The organism is Acidovorax radicis (assembly GCF_020510705.1).
In the GTDB taxonomy this organism is placed as follows: Bacteria; Pseudomonadota; Gammaproteobacteria; order Burkholderiales; family Burkholderiaceae_C; genus Acidovorax; species Acidovorax radicis_A.
In genome coordinates this window covers 1,639,994-1,657,036 of record NZ_CP075184.1, presented here as the reverse complement: position 1 = coordinate 1,657,036, position 17,043 = coordinate 1,639,994, and the positions used below count along the sequence as shown (strand labels likewise).

Below are 17,043 nucleotides of genomic sequence, written 5' to 3'. Positions count from 1 at the left end.
GTGCCTTATGCGTTGATGGGGCGCTTCAGGCGCACTTCTTCAATCTTCACGCCACCCACCACGGCGGTTTTGGCCGTGGCGAGTTCGCGCTTGAAACCTGCGAGTTCATGGAAGCGCAGCGCACGTTCATTGCGCAAAGGCACCCACGCAGTGACGTTGGTGCAACCTTCTTCGTGCAGACCGTCGCGGGCGGCGTCCCACAGCGCCAGGCCAACGCCTTGATTCCAGTGGGTGGGGGCGGCATAAATGGCCCAGATTTCACCCGTGGTGGGGCGGGACTTTTCATCGCGCGAGCGGTCGTAACCGACAAAACCGACGATCTTCTCGCCGTCCACGGCGACCTGGACCTGCGGCTCACAATATTCAATGGCCTCGCGCCAGTAAGCCTGGCGCTTTTCGACCGACATGGATTTCAATTGCTCGTCGGGCACCAATCCCTTGTATGCCTCTTGGGCAGAGAAGGTGTGGATTTGGGCAATGGCTTTGGCATCACGAAGCGTGGCGGGACGAACCTGGATACTGGACATGGAAAAATCGAACGAAAACAGAGAGTGGAAATACGAAAAGACCGGCATTGTCGCCGCAAACCGTTTTTCGCTGTTAACCGGTGGTTACCTGGCCCTTGGTCCGCCGTTGCCATCCGCTGGTTTCATGACCGACTCAACGGTCCTGTTTTACGCTCACCACTCCTTCATCCACCCCGCCAAAACACCCCGTTCACGAAAGCGCCAAAGCGCCTGAAATGGAAGCCCGGGCCGTCGACGCGGCACGCTGTGCCATCGCCCGCTTGTTGCGCGGGCGTGGCACATAGACGGCGGGCGGGACACCATTGATGGAGGAAAGGCTGAGCACCAGCGTGACGGTGCGAGAGCCGCCATCACGCTCTTCGTCCGCATAGGCGCGGTAGCTGCCGTTGCCCTGCCCATGGCTGCGCTGCACGGTGTGAAACGCCACACGGGCACCGGTCACGCGGTGCCCCCCAAAGGGCAGCACACGCAAACGCGCATCGCGATCGAGTGCCAGGCCCATATTGCCAGCGCGGTTGATCAGATCGGTGCGGACGGCGCGCCAGCTTTGCCCCTGGTCGGTCGAAAACTCCCACGCACCCGCCTGGGCATCCAGGTGCTCAATGACCACCCCCGCAGCAACCTGCATGTCTGGGCAGTTTTCCTCCACGATGCGCGCCAGCGTATTGCCCCCCAGGGCCAAGCCATCTTCGCCGGGGGCCACCCGCGAATCGAGAGCGGGCTGCAGGCTATGGTGGCGATCAATACCGCCGGAGGATACAGAGCCGTCAGGCCGTGTGCTGGTTGTCATGGAAGTCCCTTTGGCAACGGAGTTCGAAAAAGAAGGCGAGCGCATTGCGGTGCACGCCGCGTGCTTTTCAATGCTTGACGGAAAGTCTAGAAAATGCACTCACAGGCGTCCATCGCACAAATGGACTACCCCGCCACACCCCCACACGCCAGCGTTGTGCGCAATACTTGGCACATGAATTCCCGCCTTTTGCTCGTGGACGATCACACCCTGTTTCGCACCGGGTTGCGCCTTATCGTGCAAGACCACCCTCGGGTTGGCGCCATTGCCGAGGCGGGCTCGATTGCCGAGGCCTGCGCACTGCGGCAGGCCGATACCGACCTCATACTGCTCGACATTCAGATGCCCGGCATGAGCGGCCTCGATGGCCTGCACCTGTTGCGCCATGCGTGCCCCAAAGCCCGCATCGTGCTGGTCTCGGCCAGCGTGGCGCCCGATGCCATTCATGAGGCAAGGGCATGCGGTGCCGATGGTTTCTTACCCAAATCCGCCAACGCCGAAGACATCCTTCATGTCATCTCCTGCGCCCTGTCGGGCGAGCCGTGTTTTCCGCTGAACAGCGGCCATGGCGCCCACAGTGGCGCCTCACGCGGGCCCGACACGCCATCGCTGACGGCCCGGCAACTGGATGTGCTCACGCTCTTGTGCACCGGCAAGCCCAACAAGGTGATCGCGCGCGACATGGGCCTGAGCGAGAACACGGTGCGTGTGCATGTTGCAGCCATCTTCGCGCAACTGGGCGTCAACAGCCGCAGTGCTGCCTTGCTGGCGGCGCAGCGGCTGGGCCTGTCTACCCCCCCGGCCCATGACCCCCTCTGACGCCAGCTCGCCGCCCCTGCGCTGGGGCTGGCCCGCCTGGGAGCGCGACGAAGTGCTGCGCGAGCAGATCGCGCTCTTGCGGCAGAACTTTCCGATGACGCTGCTGGCATCGCTGGCCACGGCCGCAGCCACCTTGTGGGTGATGTCCGGGGTGGCCAACAACCAGGCAACAGCCGTGTGGCTGGCGGTACATGCGCTGGTGGTGGCCGGTGTGTATGTCACGCTGCGTGGCATTGCGCCCTTCACCGACCCAGCCCCGCGAGCGGCGAACAAGCTCATCGGCTGCATGGCTGCCATGGGGCTGAGCTGGGGAAGCCTGGGGTATCTGGTGCTGTACTGGGGCACTCCAGACAGCGTGATCTATGCCATTGGCATTATCAGCACGGTGTCGTCGGGCGCCCTGGGGCTGGGGGCGCCGCTGTACCGGGCCTATCTCATTTACCTCACCTGCGCCATCGGCGGTGTGATGACCGCCGTGGCGCTGGCCGGTGGCCCTGTGGTGTTGCCCGCCCTGCTTTTGACGGGGGTGTATTACATCCTGACCTGCCTGCAGGCGCGCACCGCCGACCGAGCCACCCGGCGCAGCATTGCGCTCAAGCTTGAAAACGAGCGCCTGGTCAACCGGCTGCGCGCCGAATCCCAGCGCGCCCTGGAAGCCCAGGCAGCGGCAGAGAAGGCAGACAGAGACAAGTCCCGCTTTCTGGCTGCGGCCAGCCACGATTTACGCCAACCCCTGCATGCCATGGGCCTGTTTCTGGAGTCGCTGCAGCGCAGCCCACTCAACGACCACCAGCAGACGGTGCTGCGACACGCCCATGCGGCTTCAGGCGCCGCCGCCGAGATGCTGACCACCTTGCTCGACTACTCACGACTCGAGGCGGGGGTGGTGAAGGTGCGGCCTGAGGCCTTTGCGGTGCAACCGCTGCTCACGGCGCTGGAGCAGGAGTTTGGCGTGCAGGCCGACGCCGCAGGGCTGGTGTATCGCACCCGTGAGACATCGGCAGCGGCATTTGCCGACCGCTCGCTGGTCGATCTGGTCATGCACAACTTCATCTCCAACGCCTTGCGCTACACCACACGGGGAGGGGTGCTCATTGCATGCCGCACCCGCGGGCGGCGGCTGGCGCTGGAGGTGTGGGACACGGGTGCAGGCATTCCGGAACACCAGTGGGAAGACATCTTTCACGAGTTCCACCAGCTCGGCAACCCCGAGCGCGACCGCCGCAAAGGGCTGGGACTGGGCCTGGCTATCGTGGACCGCCTGGTGCGCGAGATGAAAACATCGGTGGAACTGCGCTCGCGGCCAGGCCAGGGCTCCGTGTTTCGGTTGTGGCTGGACCGCTGGCAGGGAGCGCTGGAGGACGATGCCGCGCCCGCACTCAACGCCAGTTGCCTGCGCGGCCTCACGGTGCTGGCCATCGACGACGACGAGGCTGTGCGCCTGGGCATGAGGACGCTGCTGCAAAGTTGGGGCTGCGAATGCCTGACAGCACAATCGAGCGCCGACGCGCTCGAGGTGCTGGACATGCTCGACGACATCACCCCCGACCTCATCATCACGGACTTTCGGCTGCGCCATGAAGAAACCGGCAAACAGGTATTGCAGGCGCTGCGCGCCTACCTGGGGGCGCCAGTGCCCGCGATCATCCTGACCGGCGACACCTCACCGCAGCGCCTGCGGGATGCCCAGTCCACCTCGGCCATGCTGCTGCACAAACCGGTCTCTACGGCCCAGTTGCGCGATGCCATGGTGCAGATCATCACGCAGCCGCTACAGCCGCTGCAGCAGCCGCTGGCAGGCGAATTGCCGGATCATGCGACCCCTGCAGCCACTGAGGAGCATTCGCCGCCCCGCGTCAGATCCAGCGCCGAAGAAGGCCCATGACCTGGTCGAACCGGGCGCCATAAGGCGGGTAGAACACCGAGCCCATGGACCAGCGCGACTGCACCAGCACCGACTTCTGGTGGCAAAACCGCAGAAACCCCTGCTCGCCGTGGTAGGCACCCCAACCGCTGTCACCCACCCCACCAAACGGCAGGTTGTCGTGCGCAATGTGCATCAGCGTGTCGTTCACCGTCACGCCACCGCTCACGGTGCGGCGCAACACATCGTCGCGCACGGCTTCGCTCTGGCCAAACCAGTACAGCGCCAGCGGGCGGGGCCCAGCATTGATGTGGGCAATGGCATCGTCCAGCCGCTCATAGGAGATCACGGGCAGGATGGGGCCAAAAATCTCCTCTTGCATGAGCTGCATGGACGACGTTGCACCGAACACCAGCGTTGGCAACATCTGGCGGCTGACACCATCGCCCAGCATGCCCACGGTATTCACCACCGGCTTGCCTTCTGCGGGGTCGATGGTGTGAACCTCGGCGCCCAGAGTCTGCGCCTGTTGCAACATGGTGCGCAGCCGTGCGTGGTGGCGCGGCGTGATGATGGAGGCGTAGTCGCCATTGCCTTCGATGGTGGGAAACAGGCGCGCAACGGCCGCCTTGTAAGCCTGCGCAAACTCGCCCTCCCGCCCCCGAGGCAACAGCACATAGTCGGGGGCAATGCAGGTTTGGCCGCCGTTGAGCAACTTGCCATGGGCAATCTTGAGGGCCGCGTCCTGCATGTCGCAGTGGCCGTCAACGATGCACGGAGATTTCCCCCCCAGCTCCAGTGTGGTGGGCGTCAGGTGCTGCGCGGCCGCCTGCGCCACCTTGCGGCCCACAGCCGTGGAGCCGGTGAACACCAGGTGATCAAACGGTAGCGACGCAAACAGCGCCGACAGATTGGCGTCACCCTGCACCACACAAAATTCGTCGGGCGTAAAAAACTGTGCCACCAGCAACGCCAGCTGGGCCGATGTGTGTGGCGTGAGTTCACTGGGTTTGAGCATCACGCGATTGCCCGCCGCCAGCGCCGTAATGGCCGGCGCCAGAGACAGTTGCACGGGGTAGTTCCACGGAGCGATCACGCCCACCACACCCAGCGGCTGGCGCTCGATCCAGGCACGGGCTGGCTGCAGGTAGATGGGCGTGTGCACCTTCCGAGGCTTCATCCACTTCGCCAGGTGGCCAAGCGTGTGCGACAGCAGAGTGCGCAGCACAAAGAAGTCAGCCACCTCGGTCAGGCGCGGCGAACGCATGCCAAAGTCGGCCTGCACGGCGGCCGCCAGCACAGGGCCATGCTCGTCGAGCATCTTGGACAAGCGCAGCAGGCGCTCGCGACGCACCAGCAGCGGCACATCCACATGCTCGCGGCTAGCCCGGCGTTGAAGGTCGAAGTGAGCGTGAATTTCAGCAGATGTCATGGTCGGATCATAGAAGACACCCAGGCTGGCGCGTCACGAAAAATTCAGGTAAATCGCCGCGCAGGTCATCGATCCCGGCCCGCCCAGCGGGCAGCCATCACACCGCGCTGCCGCATTGCAGGCGCCAAAATTCAGCGCACATCGCGCGCTTCGACATCGGTGACTTCGGCGGCTCCCGGCAACACACCACCACGGCGCGAGGCGGCCGTTTCGTCGATGGCCTCGTCACTGGCGGCAGACGCACCACGCCATGACGCAGACCAGCGCTCACGCGAGCGAAACACCGTGCTGAAGCCCGTGCGCGGATCCATGCGCATCACCCAGGGCGTGACGGGGCGCCCCATGAGGCGCGCCCAGGCCGCACGCAAGGCCCACACCAAGGCAAACACCAGCATGGCAGCCAACAGGCTCAGGAACAACACCACGCCCATGGCGACGATGAGCAAACGCACCACCAGGCGAATCACGCCCGCAACAATTTCATTCAAACAAAACCTCTCATTCACAACATCGGGCATGGCCGCACGTGGTTCCACGTAGCCGCCATGCCCGCCGGTGATCCGGCACTAGAACCTGTTCAAAGTCTTTCTGCAGATCGCATTGGAGCGCAATCGGGATGAGTGGATGCTTCGGATGCGCCGCATGGGCTCATGCCCATGCAAGCAGCCGGGGCGTCCAATCGCCCGATTTCACTCCAACCCTTCGGGCAAGTGCCTTTTCGGGCGGTCTGCGGCGTTGCGGCGCTTGTGGATAGCTGGGCTATCCACTGCGCACCGCGCCTTGCATCCCCTCCCGAAAAGACACTTGTGCGACTGCATAGAGACATTGAACAGGTTCTTAACCCTGCGGGTGCGTGCCGAACTGGAACACCCCCGGCTCCAGCACCGCGTTCACGCTCACCGCGATCACGCTCTTGGGCGGGAACTGCCCCTCCAGCAACAGCTTGGACAGCGGGTTCTCGATGCGCTGCTGAATGGCCCGCTTGAGCGGCCGCGCACCAAACACCGGGTCAAACCCCACCTTGGCCAATTCTGCCAAGGCAGCGTCTGACACCTGCAACTCCAAGTCCATCTTTGCCAACCGGGTTTGCAGCAACTGCAGCTGGATCTTGGCGATCGAGGCGATGTGCTGTGCATCCAGTGCGTGGAACACCACGGTCTCGTCAATGCGGTTCAAAAACTCGGGCCGGAAGTGGTTCTTGAGCTCGCCCCACACCGCTTCCTTGATGTCGTCCGAGTCCTGTCCCACCATGGCCTGGATCAGGTGCGAGCCGATGTTGCTCGTCATCACGATCACCGTGTTCTTGAAGTCCACGGTGCGACCCTGGCCGTCGGTCAGGCGGCCATCGTCGAGCACCTGCAGCAGCACGTTGAACACGTCGGGGTGGGCCTTTTCCACCTCGTCGAGCAGCAGCACGCTGTAGGGCTTGCGGCGCACAGCCTCAGTGAGGTAGCCACCTTCTTCATAGCCAACATAGCCCGGAGGCGCGCCAATCAAGCGCGCAACGCTATGCTTTTCCATGAACTCGCTCATGTCGATGCGGATCAGGTGGTCTTCGCTGTCAAACAAAAAGCCCGCCAGCGCCTTGCACAGCTCGGTCTTGCCCACGCCCGTGGGGCCGAGGAACAGGAACGAACCGGTGGGACGGTTGGGGTCAGACAGGCCCGAGCGCGAGCGGCGGATGGCGTTGGCCACCGCGGCAATCGCCTCTTGCTGGCCCACCACGCGCTCGTGCAGCTTGGTCTCCATCTGCAAGAGCTTGTCTTTTTCGCCCTGCATCATCTTGGCCACCGGGATGCCCGTGGCGCGGCTCACCACCTCGGCGATTTCTTCGGCGCCCACCTGCGTGCGCAGCAGGCGGCGCGTGGCGGGCGCGCCGTCCTTGCCAGCCTCTTGCGCTTGCGCTTCCTTCAGTTGCTTTTCCAGGTCGGGCAGCTTGCCGTATTGCAGCTCGGCCACCTTGTTGAAGTCGCCCTTGCGGGTGAATTCTTCGATCTGGAACTTGAGCTTGTCGATGGCCTCGCGCACATGCGCGCTGCCCTGCGCCTGGGCTTTTTCGGACTGCCAGATCTCGTCGTAATCGGCGATTTCCTTTTGCAGCTTGGTGATCTCTTCCTCGATGAGCGCAAAGCGCTTCTGCGAGGATTCGTCCTTCTCGCGGCGCACCGCTTCGCGCTCGATCTGCAGCTGGATCAGGCGGCGGTCAAGCTTGTCCATCACCTCGGGCTTGGAGTCCATCTCGATCTTGATCTTGGACGCGGCCTCGTCAATGAGGTCAATCGCCTTGTCGGGCAAAAAGCGGTCGGTGATGTAGCGGTGGCTCAGCTCGGCCGCGGCCACGATGGCCGGGTCGGTAATGTCCACGCCATGGTGCACTTCGTACTTTTCTTGCAGGCCACGCAGGATGGCGATGGTGGCCTCCACCGTAGGTTCGCCCACCAGGATTTTCTGAAAGCGGCGCTCCAGCGCAGCGTCTTTTTCGATGTACTTGCGGTACTCGTCGAGCGTGGTCGCGCCCACGCAGTGCAGCTCGCCACGCGCCAGCGCAGGCTTGAGCATGTTGCCCGCGTCCATCGCGCCCTCGCCCTTGCCCGCGCCCACCATGGTGTGCAGCTCGTCGATGAAGACGATGGTCTGGCCTTCGTCCTTGGCCAGCTCATTGAGCACGCTTTTCAGGCGCTCTTCAAACTCGCCCCGGAACTTGGCGCCCGCCAGCAGCGCCGCCATGTCAAGCGACAGCACACGCTTGCCCTTGAGGCTTTCGGGCACTTCGCCCGCCACGATGCGCTGGGCCAGGCCTTCGACGATGGCGGTCTTGCCCACGCCGGGCTCGCCGATCAGCACGGGGTTGTTCTTGGTGCGGCGCTGCAGCACCTGGATGGCGCGGCGGATTTCGTCGTCGCGGCCGATCACGGGGTCGAGCTTGCCCATGCGGGCGCGCTCGGTCAGGTCCATGCAGTATTTGGCCAAGGCGCCGCGCTGGCCTTCGGCCTCGGCACTGTCCATCTTCTGGCCGCCGCGCACGGCTTCGATCGCGGCCTCCAGGCTCTTGCGCGTGAGGCCGTTGTCCTTGGCTATTTTTGCCGCCTCGCCCTTGCTGTCGATCACGGCCAGCAAAAACAGCTCGCTGGCGATGAACTGGTCGCCGCGCTTGATGGCCTCTTTCTCGGTAGCCTGCAGCACGCGGCCCAGCTCGGGGCCGCCTTGCACCTGGTCGTTGCCTTGCACCTGGGGCAGGCGCTTGACGGCCGCCTCGGCCGCCGCCAGCAGCCCCGGCACGTTGGCACCCGCGCGCTGCAACAGCGCCTTGGGGCCATCGTCCTGCTTGAGCATGGCCACAAGCATGTGCACGGGCTCGATGTAGGCGTGGTCATTGCCCAGGGCGATGGTCTGTGCATCGCTCAGGGCTTCCTGGAACTTGGTGGTGAATTTGTCGAGACGCATGATGGATGTCCTCCGAATTGCACAGCACTTGAGGCAGTGTGTGCCTGATTTCAAGACAGTACCCCGGCCTGCCGATTGACTTGCGTCAGTGAATCACCTCGGCGGCCCCGCCCTCAATCACTACCTTTTTGATAGCTATCCGCGCTTTATGAACAAGCGCTAGAGGCCCATTTCACTCAACATCTCAGCCTCAGAGGTAGTTCAGGAGCATTCAGGCATTGTTTGCCGTAATGCCCCAGCGCGCCAGCGCCGCATCGTCGCTCACGCGCGCATCCACCCAGCGGGCGCCCTGCGGGGTTTCTTCTTTCTTCCAGAAAGGCGCCTGGGTCTTGAGGTAGTCCATCAGGAACTCGCAGGCCTGAAAACTCTGCCCACGGTGGGCACTGGTCACGGCCACCAGGACGATCTGGTCCAGCGGCTGGAGCAAGCCCACGCGGTGGATCACGCGTGCGCCCAAAATATCAAAGCGGCGAAACGTCTCGGCCACCATCGCTTCGATGGATTTCTCGGTCATGCCGGGATAGTGCTCCAGCTCCATGGACGACACCGCATCACCCTCATTGCGGTCGCGCACCGTGCCCACAAAGCTGCACACAGCGCCCACCCCCTTGTTTTCACTGCGCAGGGCGGCGATCTCACGGGACAGGTCAAAGTCCCCGGTCTGTATGGAAACGTGGGGCAAGGTCATGGCAAGGGCTCTCTAAGGGACAGATGGCAACAAAAGAGGACGAGAGATCACGGCGACCGGTGCAGGCGGGGTGCCGCCAGCAATGCGCGCTCTTCCTCCACCACCTTGAGCAACTGCACTAACGCGGCAGATGGCGGCAACTGGGCCAGCAGGGCCTGCAGGCGCGTGACATCACCAACGGTCGGGGCCACCTTGATCTGCGCGATGGCGGCGGGCAGGTTGCCGCCCCGCACCAGCGCCAGCACCTTGGCGGGCCATTCACTTTTGTTTCGTGCCATAAATAGGTAAAAAGGTTTGTCTGTACGATTCGCACGCACTGTACCCGCACTGCGTTTTTAAAACAGGCTCCCCTCAACGCCCATGGCCACACAAACCATTCAAACCGATCTGTACAAGCTCTATCCGTCCCCGCGCAACACGGTCCGCGATGTCTTTGCACACCAGGTCTTCGTGCCCCATCCCTACGCCATCATTGACCTGGATGTGATGGAGCTGGCGGGCAAAACAACGCTGTTTGGAGCCTGCCGCCTGTCGGACATGAAAATGGGCCAGGTGGTGACCTTCGAGTTGGCCTCCGACCAGGCCAGGTTCGAGCGGCTGTTCACACCCGACTGAACCCACCCCATGGACGACGACAACCAGATCCACGTGCCGCCCTCCTTCATGGCGGTGTACACCGACGCCAGAGGGCGCCTCATCGAAAAAGCGAACGGCGTGCGCACGCGCTACGAGCTGTGCGAAGACCTGGCAGGCCACCTGGTGGAGCACGCACAGACGCTGTACCACGTGCAGGCGCCCTCGGAGGCTGAGATCCTGCGGCGCATTCATGCAGGGCTGGGCACGGCCGAATCTGGCGTGTCGGTGGCCGAAGCGACGTGGATCGTCACCCGTCTGGCCGAGCTGCTGGTGTGGCAATGCCCTGAATTGCCCGCACGGGCAGAGCCCGCCGTGGATGCGTGATGCAGAAACAGTCTGCCGGTCCTTGCCAGCAAATCAGCACCTTCAAAGGTGTGCGCCCGTGCTGGCCGCACCAACAACAAAGCGACGGATCGGGTCGGCTATAGCGCTGGCTTCACGCGCTTCCAGCTAAAAGGACCAAAGGCATCGACGCCGTTGGCTGCATTGGCGTACGGATCGATGGTGAGCTTCAAATATTCCAGCGGCGCGGTGCTGCCATGCACCGTCACACGGCGGAAGTTGGCGACGTTGTAGTTGTAGGGCTGCGCGCCCGACACATCGTCCTTGCAGGCAGCGGCTGCGCCGCCGGTGGAGGGCTCTGCCGCGCAAGCGGAGTTGGCCACCAAGGGGTTGTCCGAGCGGTAGGTGTGCGAATCGCCATTGAGCAGCAGCACCGGCTTGCCAAACGACTTGGTGTTGGCAGCGATGCGGTCTACGTAGGGCTTGTAGCCCACGACATGGGCGAGAACATTGCCGTCGAGGTACCACAGGTCGGCCTGGATCTCGACCACGACAGCCAGTGCACCGGCGTTGCTGGCCTCACGGAAGGCCTTGTCCAGCCAGCGCTGGTTGGCTGCGGAGCGGTCCGCAGTTTCCTGTTTCTGCGCTGCAGTGGCGGTGGGCGTGCCATACCAGGGATCGGCGTTGTCATTGGAGCCACCGGGAATGTTCAGCGTGACGAAGAGCACGCCCGACTGCATCCACCACACGTTTTCGACGTAATCACGGTCTTTGGGGAAGGCAGGGTCAAACTCCTTGGCTTGCGTGTGCACCGACATGGCCTTGCCCAAGGTAGTACCCGGCGCAGAAAAGAACATGGAGCGCACCAGCGCCAGATTGGCCAGCGGATCACCCTTTGCGTAGTTGACCGGCATACCGCTTGCATCAACCACATAGTCGATCGCCCCTGAGGTTGCGTTGTACGCACCGCCGCCTTCGGCCTTCTTGTGGCAATCGGCCCACTCGTTGTCGCCGATGGCATATACCAGCGGCATCCGAAAAGCCTTCCACTGGTCGAAAACGGTCTGGTTGTAGGCCTGGGTGCAATAGCTTTTGCCAGAGTGGATATCCCCTACGTGCAGCACGGTGGAGAGATCCGTGTCGGCATTGATAGCGCTGACGAACTTGGGGCCGCCTACCAGTTGCGTTGTATCGGTGGGGGTCGTGCCATAAGGTACATCACCAATCACGGCAATGATGGATTTGTCCGGCCCATCGCTTCCACCGCAGGCGGAAAGGGCGGCCGCGAGGGCCAGGGAACAAAGAGACAAGGGAAGAAGGCGCACGATGGGGTTTCCTCAGCAGAACGTGGCTTTGCATGAACGCAAAAACCTACTGCTGAGTGTGGCTATTCCACATGTCGATTGCGTGACAACAGCGCGCACACGCCTGCTGTCCCCCAAGGCGGTGATCGTGCCGCGCCTTTATCCGCCGGTAACCGGCGGGAAAAACGCCACCTCTGCCCCATCGGCCAGGGTGGCGGACTCATCGCTCAAAGTCTGGTTGAGCGCCATGCGCACGGCCCGGCCGCGCGCGAGGCTGCTGGCGTGGGCACCGCCACGGGCGATGAGTTCATCGCGCAAGGCGCCCAGCGTGGCGGCAGCGGTCTCGACCGTCTCGCTGCCTTGCCCAATGGCTTCACGGATGGAAGCGAAATAGCGCACGGTGACCGTCATGACAAGAGCTCCGAAAACGCAATAAACCGGACCGCATCGCCGGCCGCTATCGTCTGGCCCGCCGGGTTGTCCACCACGCCATCGCCCCAGGCGGCTGAGGTGAGCACGCCCGAACTCTGGTTGTGGAACAGATCCAGCCCGCCCGCCGCGTTGTGCCGCACGCGCAAAAATTCGCGGCGCTTATCGGCCTTGGGCCAGGTGAAATCAGCGCGAGCAGCTATGGATTGAGGAGCAACGTCACGCACGCCCTGCAGCCGCAGCACAAACGGCCGCACCAGCAACGCAAAGGTCAGAAAGCTCGACACCGGGTTGCCGGGCAGCCCCATGAAGTGCGTAGCCCCGCCGCCGTTGCGTGGGATATGGCCATAGGCGAAAGGCTTGCCGGGCTTCATGGCGATCTGCCACAAATCCAGCGTGCCCAGCGTCTCCACCGCGGGCTTGATGTGGTCTTCCTCGCCCACGCTCACGCCACCGCTGGTCAGGATCAGGTCGTGCAACGTGCTGGCGGTGCGCAATGCCTCGACAGTGGCGTCGCGCCGGTCGGGCACGATGCCAAAGTCGGTCACCTCGCAGCCCAGGCGCAGCAGCATGGCGCGCAAGAAGAAGCGGTTGCTGTTGTAGATGGCGCCGGGGCGCATCTGCTCAGGCGGCACATCTCCGGGCATCACGAGCTCGTCGCCTGTGGAAAACAGTGCCACACGCGGGCGGCGCGCCACCTGCAGCTGGTGCAGGCCGATGCTGGCCGCCAGGCCCAATTCGGCGGGCGTGAGGCGCGTGCCCGCTTGCAGCACCACGGCCCCACGGGTGATGTCTTCGCCAGCGCGGCGCACCCACTGGCCCGGCCGCGGTACGGCGTTGAGACGCACCCGGCCCAAGTCGCTCTGGCCGCCGCCATCCGCCTCCACGGCAGCCCCGGGCAGGGCTTCGCAGTCTTCCTGCATCAGGATGGCATCGGCGCCCTCGGGCACGGGTGCCCCGGTGAAGATGCGGGCCACCGTGCCGGGCAACAGCGGGCCGCCCGCGCTGCCAGCGGCAATGCGCTGCGACACGGGCAGCGCCACGCCTGCTGCCGTCACATCGGCGCATCGCACGGCGTATCCGTCCATGGAACTGTTGTCGTTGGGGGGCACCTGCAGTGCCGATACGCAGTCCTGGGCCAGCACCCGGCCGTCGGCATCAAAGGTGACGACGGTTTCAGTATCGGGCAACACCGCCGCTTTCGCGAGCAGGTCGGCCAGCGCCTCGTCCAGAGGCTTCAGAGGTTTCATTGGGGGGCGCATGACGAAAGGCTTCCGTGCAATTCCCAGTTGTATTCAAAGCGGTGTTCCTGTGCGAGCAGCCAGTCCACCACCAGGGCCGGGGCATTCAGATCGAGCAAGGGCAGCTGCGTGGGCACCGGCAGACGTTGCGGGGCGTCGGTGGCCACGGCGACCACAAAATCGTCTTCGGGGTAGCGCACGGGCTTGGCCACCTGACCGAGCTCGGGCGCGCGCCACACTTCGACCTTGAGCAAGTCGCTGTCCTTGAAACCTTCCACCAGCACCCAGTCCACGCCCTGGTACAGCTCGGCCAGCAGGTGGTGCACGCTGAGCGTGGCAGGCTGTTCGAACTCGCGCACCAGCATCAGGCGCTTGTCCGAAGCGGCCACCACCTCGAACGCCCCGGCTTCGCGGTGGCGATAGGTGTCCTTGCCCGGGTGGTCGATGTCGAAGCTATGGTGCGCATGCTTGACCACCGACACCCGCAGCCCCCGCAGCCGCAGCTCGGGGATCAACTGCTCGACCAACGTGGTCTTGCCACTGCCAGAAAAGCCGGCAAAACCGACAACCTTCATGGGATGCTCCTTGGTTAGCTACTCTATTGATAGCTGCTAGCGCTTACAGGATAGGCGCCAGGGGCACTTTTCATTCGAATATTCAATATTCATCACCGCGCTACAGAAAGGCGCCTGGGCGCAGAGCCCCAAGCGCCCCCCGCATTCGCTTCAGCCGAAAATGGCCGGAGTGCAATGGCGCTCGATATAGGCCTTGACCAGTTCCACATCGGCGGGCATCACCTGCACCCGCTTGGGCAGGTCTTCGATCCCCGCAAACTTCTCGGGCCGCTCGGGCGCATGGCCCAGGGCTTCGACAATGGTTTCGGCGAACTTGATGGGCAGGGCCGTCTCCAGCACGATCATGGGCACCTTGGCGTCCTTGTGGTGCTCGCGGGCCACCTTCACACCATCGGCGGTGTGGGTGTCGATGGTGACGCCGTGGCGTGTGTAGTTGTCCTTGATGGTGGCCAGGCGGTCGGCGTGCGTGCTCTTGCCGCTTTCAAAGCCGTATTTTTTGGCGGCATCGGCAAACAGCGGCTCAGCGCTCAGGTCAAAGCGGCCATAGGTTTGCAATGCCGCGCTGAACAAGGCCTTGGTGCGCTGGCCGTTGCGGCCCAGCAGGTCAAAAATGAAGCGCTCGAAGTTGCTGGCCTTGCTGATGTCCATCGAGGGGCTCGATGTCTCGTGCGTGTCGGCGCTGCTGCGCACGCGGTACACCCCGGTGCGGAAGAACTCGTCGAGCACGTCGTTTTCGTTGGTGGCCACCACCAGCTTGTCGATCGGCAGGCCCATGCAACGCGCCACATGGCCTGCGCACACGTTGCCGAAGTTGCCCGACGGCACCGTGAAGCTGACCTTCTGGTCATTGGTCTCGGTGGCCTGGATGTAGCCCGCAAAGTAGTACACCACCTGCGCCAAGAGGCGCGCCCAGTTGATGGAGTTGACGGTGCCGATCTTGTACTTGCGCTTGAACTCCAGGTCGTTGCTGACGGCCTTGACGATGTCCTGGCAGTCGTCAAACACGCCCTCGATGGCGATGTTGTGGATGTTGGCGTCCTGCAGGCTGAACATCTGCGCTTGCTGGAAGGCGCTCATGCGGCCGTGCGGGCTGGTCATGAAAACACGCACGCCCTCTTTGCCGCGCATGGCGTATTCGGCCGCGCTGCCGGTGTCGCCGCTGGTGGCGCCCAGGATGTTGAGCTGCTCGCCACGGCGCTTGAGTTCGTATTCGAACAGGTTGCCCAAGAGCTGCATGGCCATGTCCTTGAAGGCCAGCGTGGGGCCGTTGGACAGGGCTTCAAGCCACAGGCCGTCTTCGAGGTGGCGCAGGGGAACGATCTCGCCGGTGCCAAACACTTCAGCGGTATAGGTCTTGGCGCAGATGGCCTTGAGGTCCGCAGCGGGGATGTCGTCGATGTAGAGCGACAGGATCTGGAACGCCAGCTCGGCATAGCCTTGCTCGTGGTACGCCTTGCGCAGCTTGGTCAAGGCGGCGCCAGTGATCTTGGGGTAACTCTCGGGCAGGTACAGCCCGCCATCGGGTGCCAGGCCTTCGAGCAGGATGTCGCAGAAATGTTTGCGGTCGGCGTGGCCGCGGGTGGAGACGTACAGCATCAGTTCAGCTCCTCTTTGCGGATGCGCGTGATCGGGGCCAGCACCGTGGGCAGGGCCTGCATCTGGGCGATGACAGCATCCATGGTGCCTTCGCGGGTGTCGTGCGTGAGGATGATCAAATCTGTTTGCGTGGAGCCCTCTCCGCCCACCTCGTCGGCCTCGCGCTGCAGCACGGCGTCGATGCTGACGCCTGCTTCGGCCAGCAGGCCCGTGACCTTGGCCAGCACACCGGCCTGGTCCGCCACGCGCAGGCGCAGGTAGTAGCTGGTGACCACCTCGCTCATCGGCAGCACAGGCAGCGCGCCCATGGCGTCGGCCAACGTGTTGGGCTGGAAGGCCAGGTGCGGCACGCGGTGCAGCGGGTCGGCGGTGTGCAGGCGGGCGATGTCCACCAGGTCGGCAATCACGGCGCTGGCGGTGGGCTCGCTGCCCGCGCCCTTGCCGTAGTACAGCGTGGTGCCTACGGCATCGCCCTGCACCACCACGGCGTTCATGGCGCCTTCGACGTTGGCGATCAGGCGCTTGGAGGGCACGAGGCTCGGGTGCACGCGCAGCTCGATGCCCTTGTCCACCCGTTTGGTGATGCCCAGCAGCTTGATGCGGTAACCCAGTTGTTCGGCGTACTTGATGTCGGCCGCACCCAGCTTGGTTATGCCTTCAACATACGCCTTGTCAAACTGCACCGGGATGCCGAAGGCAATGGCGCTCATCAGCGTGACCTTGTGCGCGGCGTCCACGCCTTCGATGTCGAAGGTGGGGTCGGCCTCGGCATAGCCCAGGCGTTGCGCTTCTTTAAGCACCACGTCAAAGTCCAGGCCCTTGCTGCGCATCTCGCTCAAGATGAAGTTGGTGGTGCCGTTGATGATGCCGGCGATCCACTGGATGCGGTTGGCCGTGAGGCCTTCGCGCAGCGCCTTGATGATGGGGATGCCACCGGCCACGGCAGCCTCGAAGGCCACCATCACGCCCTTGGCCGAGGCGGCCGCGAAGATCTCGGTGCCGTGCACGGCCAGCAGCGCCTTGTTGGCGGTGACCACATGCTTGCCGGCCGCGATGGCTTCGAGCACCAACGCGCGGGCAATGCCGTAGCCGCCGATGAGCTCGATCACGATGTCGATGTCCGGGTTGGCGATGATGGCGCGGGCGTCGTTGACGACCTGGATGTCAGCGCCCACTACCGACTTGGCGCGCTCCACGTCCAGGTCGGCCACCATGGTGATCTCGATGCCCCGGCCAGCGCGGCGGCTGATCTCGTCCTGGTTGCGCTGCAACACGTTGAACACACCGCTGCCAACGGTGCCGATGCCCATAAGGCCTACTTGGATGGGTTTCATGGGGTTTTACTAGTCAAAATGGGCCCTAGCGCTTATCTATCAAGCGCTAGCAGCTATAAAAAAGAGAGTGTTCATGCGCCAC

18 protein-coding genes are annotated in these 17,043 nt (G+C 63.7%); 5 read left to right on the top strand and 13 right to left on the bottom strand.

From position 1 onward, the window contains the following. Positions 1-5 precede the first annotated feature (5 nt). Positions 6-527, bottom strand: coding sequence for a GNAT family N-acetyltransferase (locus KI609_RS07575; RefSeq protein ID WP_226448698.1), 522 nt, complete (start codon positions 525-527; stop codon positions 6-8). Between KI609_RS07575 and KI609_RS07570 the strand changes: the two genes are divergently transcribed. Continuing rightward, entirely contained in the window at positions 526-741 is a 216-nt protein-coding gene (locus tag KI609_RS07570; protein ID WP_226448696.1) for a hypothetical protein, read from the top strand. The genes KI609_RS07575 and KI609_RS07570 overlap by 2 nt on opposite strands. On the opposite strand, the gene KI609_RS07565 is transcribed toward KI609_RS07570, so the two are convergent. Continuing rightward, entirely contained in the window at positions 718-1,317 is a 600-nt protein-coding gene (locus KI609_RS07565; RefSeq protein ID WP_226448694.1) for a hypothetical protein, read from the bottom strand. The genes KI609_RS07570 and KI609_RS07565 overlap by 24 nt on opposite strands. Before the next feature lie 174 nt (positions 1,318-1,491). Between KI609_RS07565 and KI609_RS07560 the strand changes: the two genes are divergently transcribed. Next, complete coding sequence (locus KI609_RS07560) at positions 1,492-2,136, top strand: response regulator (protein WP_226448692.1); 645 nt, start codon at positions 1,492-1,494, stop codon at positions 2,134-2,136. After that, positions 2,123-4,021, top strand: coding sequence for a hybrid sensor histidine kinase/response regulator (locus KI609_RS07555; protein ID WP_226448690.1), 1,899 nt, complete (start codon positions 2,123-2,125; stop codon positions 4,019-4,021). Before KI609_RS07560 ends, KI609_RS07555 begins: the two co-directional genes overlap by 14 nt. Here KI609_RS07555 and KI609_RS07550 read toward each other — a convergent pair. From KI609_RS07550 to KI609_RS07530, 5 genes are all read right to left on the bottom strand, one after another. Next, entirely contained in the window at positions 3,993-5,432 is a 1,440-nt protein-coding gene (locus tag KI609_RS07550) for a coniferyl aldehyde dehydrogenase (RefSeq protein ID WP_226448688.1), read from the bottom strand. The genes KI609_RS07555 and KI609_RS07550 overlap by 29 nt on opposite strands. Positions 5,433-5,563: 131 nt before the next feature. Beyond that, on the bottom strand, positions 5,564-5,920 hold the full coding sequence (locus tag KI609_RS07545; RefSeq protein WP_226448686.1) for a hypothetical protein: 357 nt from the start codon (positions 5,918-5,920) through the stop codon (positions 5,564-5,566). Between the two features lie 349 nt (positions 5,921-6,269). After that, complete coding sequence (clpB, locus tag KI609_RS07540) at positions 6,270-8,876, bottom strand: ATP-dependent chaperone ClpB (protein WP_226448683.1); 2,607 nt, start codon at positions 8,874-8,876, stop codon at positions 6,270-6,272. Positions 8,877-9,087: 211 nt separating this feature from the next. Continuing rightward, the gene (locus tag KI609_RS07535) at positions 9,088-9,564 is read right to left on the bottom strand and encodes a molybdenum cofactor biosynthesis protein MoaE (protein WP_226448681.1); all 477 of its coding nucleotides are present in this window, start codon (positions 9,562-9,564) and stop codon (positions 9,088-9,090) included. A 47-nt stretch (positions 9,565-9,611) separates the two neighbouring features. Then, a complete protein-coding gene (locus KI609_RS07530; RefSeq protein WP_226448679.1) occupies positions 9,612-9,842 on the bottom strand; it encodes a hypothetical protein in 231 nt (76 codons plus the stop codon). Between the two features lie 82 nt (positions 9,843-9,924). Between KI609_RS07530 and KI609_RS07525 the strand changes: the two genes are divergently transcribed. Together KI609_RS07525 and KI609_RS07520 are read left to right on the top strand one after the other, a co-directional pair. Next, complete coding sequence (locus KI609_RS07525; protein WP_226448677.1) at positions 9,925-10,179, top strand: hypothetical protein; 255 nt, start codon at positions 9,925-9,927, stop codon at positions 10,177-10,179. A 9-nt stretch (positions 10,180-10,188) separates the two neighbouring features. Further along, the gene (locus KI609_RS07520) at positions 10,189-10,524 is read left to right on the top strand and encodes a hypothetical protein (RefSeq protein ID WP_226448675.1); all 336 of its coding nucleotides are present in this window, start codon (positions 10,189-10,191) and stop codon (positions 10,522-10,524) included. Between the two features lie 98 nt (positions 10,525-10,622). On the opposite strand, the gene KI609_RS07515 is transcribed toward KI609_RS07520, so the two are convergent. From KI609_RS07515 to KI609_RS07490, 6 genes are all read right to left on the bottom strand, one after another. Next, positions 10,623-11,807 (bottom strand): hypothetical protein, encoded by a 1,185-nt coding sequence (locus tag KI609_RS07515; RefSeq protein ID WP_226448673.1) that lies wholly within the window; start codon positions 11,805-11,807, stop codon positions 10,623-10,625. Between the two features lie 138 nt (positions 11,808-11,945). Continuing rightward, positions 11,946-12,197, bottom strand: a complete 252-nt coding sequence (gene moaD / locus KI609_RS07510; RefSeq protein ID WP_226448671.1) for a molybdopterin converting factor subunit 1 — start codon at positions 12,195-12,197, stop codon at positions 11,946-11,948. Continuing rightward, positions 12,194-13,465 carry a gephyrin-like molybdotransferase Glp gene (gene glp, locus KI609_RS07505; protein ID WP_413463381.1) on the bottom strand — a complete coding sequence of 424 codons (1,272 nt, stop codon included), beginning with the start codon at positions 13,463-13,465 and terminating at the stop codon, positions 12,194-12,196. The genes moaD and glp overlap by 4 nt, the downstream gene beginning before the upstream one ends. Further along, a complete protein-coding gene (gene mobB, locus KI609_RS07500) occupies positions 13,462-14,031 on the bottom strand; it encodes a molybdopterin-guanine dinucleotide biosynthesis protein B (RefSeq protein ID WP_226448666.1) in 570 nt (189 codons plus the stop codon). The genes glp and mobB overlap by 4 nt, the downstream gene beginning before the upstream one ends. Positions 14,032-14,181: 150 nt before the next feature. Beyond that, positions 14,182-15,627, bottom strand: coding sequence for a threonine synthase (gene thrC / locus KI609_RS07495; RefSeq protein ID WP_226448664.1), 1,446 nt, complete (start codon positions 15,625-15,627; stop codon positions 14,182-14,184). After that, the gene (locus tag KI609_RS07490) at positions 15,627-16,961 is read right to left on the bottom strand and encodes a homoserine dehydrogenase (protein ID WP_226448662.1); all 1,335 of its coding nucleotides are present in this window, start codon (positions 16,959-16,961) and stop codon (positions 15,627-15,629) included. The genes thrC and KI609_RS07490 overlap by 1 nt, the downstream gene beginning before the upstream one ends. Between the last annotated feature and the right edge of the window lie 82 nt (positions 16,962-17,043).

Coding starts and splice junctions, on each gene's coding strand:
- KI609_RS07560 (WP_226448692.1), top strand. CDS start 1,492: ATGAATTCCCGCCTTTTGCTCGTGGACGATCACACCCTGTTTCGCACC.
- KI609_RS07575 (WP_226448698.1), bottom strand. CDS start 527: ATGTCCAGTATCCAGGTTCGTCCCGCCACGCTTCGTGATGCCAAAGCC.
- KI609_RS07490 (WP_226448662.1), bottom strand. CDS start 16,961: ATGAAACCCATCCAAGTAGGCCTTATGGGCATCGGCACCGTTGGCAGC.
- mobB (WP_226448666.1), bottom strand. CDS start 14,031: ATGAAGGTTGTCGGTTTTGCCGGCTTTTCTGGCAGTGGCAAGACCACG.
- KI609_RS07520 (WP_226448675.1), top strand. CDS start 10,189: ATGGACGACGACAACCAGATCCACGTGCCGCCCTCCTTCATGGCGGTG.
- glp (WP_413463381.1), bottom strand. CDS start 13,465: ATGAAACCTCTGAAGCCTCTGGACGAGGCGCTGGCCGACCTGCTCGCG.
- KI609_RS07550 (WP_226448688.1), bottom strand. CDS start 5,432: ATGACATCTGCTGAAATTCACGCTCACTTCGACCTTCAACGCCGGGCT.
- clpB (WP_226448683.1), bottom strand. CDS start 8,876: ATGCGTCTCGACAAATTCACCACCAAGTTCCAGGAAGCCCTGAGCGAT.
- KI609_RS07565 (WP_226448694.1), bottom strand. CDS start 1,317: ATGACAACCAGCACACGGCCTGACGGCTCTGTATCCTCCGGCGGTATT.
- KI609_RS07535 (WP_226448681.1), bottom strand. CDS start 9,564: ATGACCTTGCCCCACGTTTCCATACAGACCGGGGACTTTGACCTGTCC.
- KI609_RS07525 (WP_226448677.1), top strand. CDS start 9,925: ATGGCCACACAAACCATTCAAACCGATCTGTACAAGCTCTATCCGTCC.
- thrC (WP_226448664.1), bottom strand. CDS start 15,627: ATGCTGTACGTCTCCACCCGCGGCCACGCCGACCGCAAACATTTCTGC.
- KI609_RS07570 (WP_226448696.1), top strand. CDS start 526: ATGGAAAAATCGAACGAAAACAGAGAGTGGAAATACGAAAAGACCGGC.
- moaD (WP_226448671.1), bottom strand. CDS start 12,197: ATGACGGTCACCGTGCGCTATTTCGCTTCCATCCGTGAAGCCATTGGG.
- KI609_RS07555 (WP_226448690.1), top strand. CDS start 2,123: ATGACCCCCTCTGACGCCAGCTCGCCGCCCCTGCGCTGGGGCTGGCCC.
- KI609_RS07530 (WP_226448679.1), bottom strand. CDS start 9,842: ATGGCACGAAACAAAAGTGAATGGCCCGCCAAGGTGCTGGCGCTGGTG.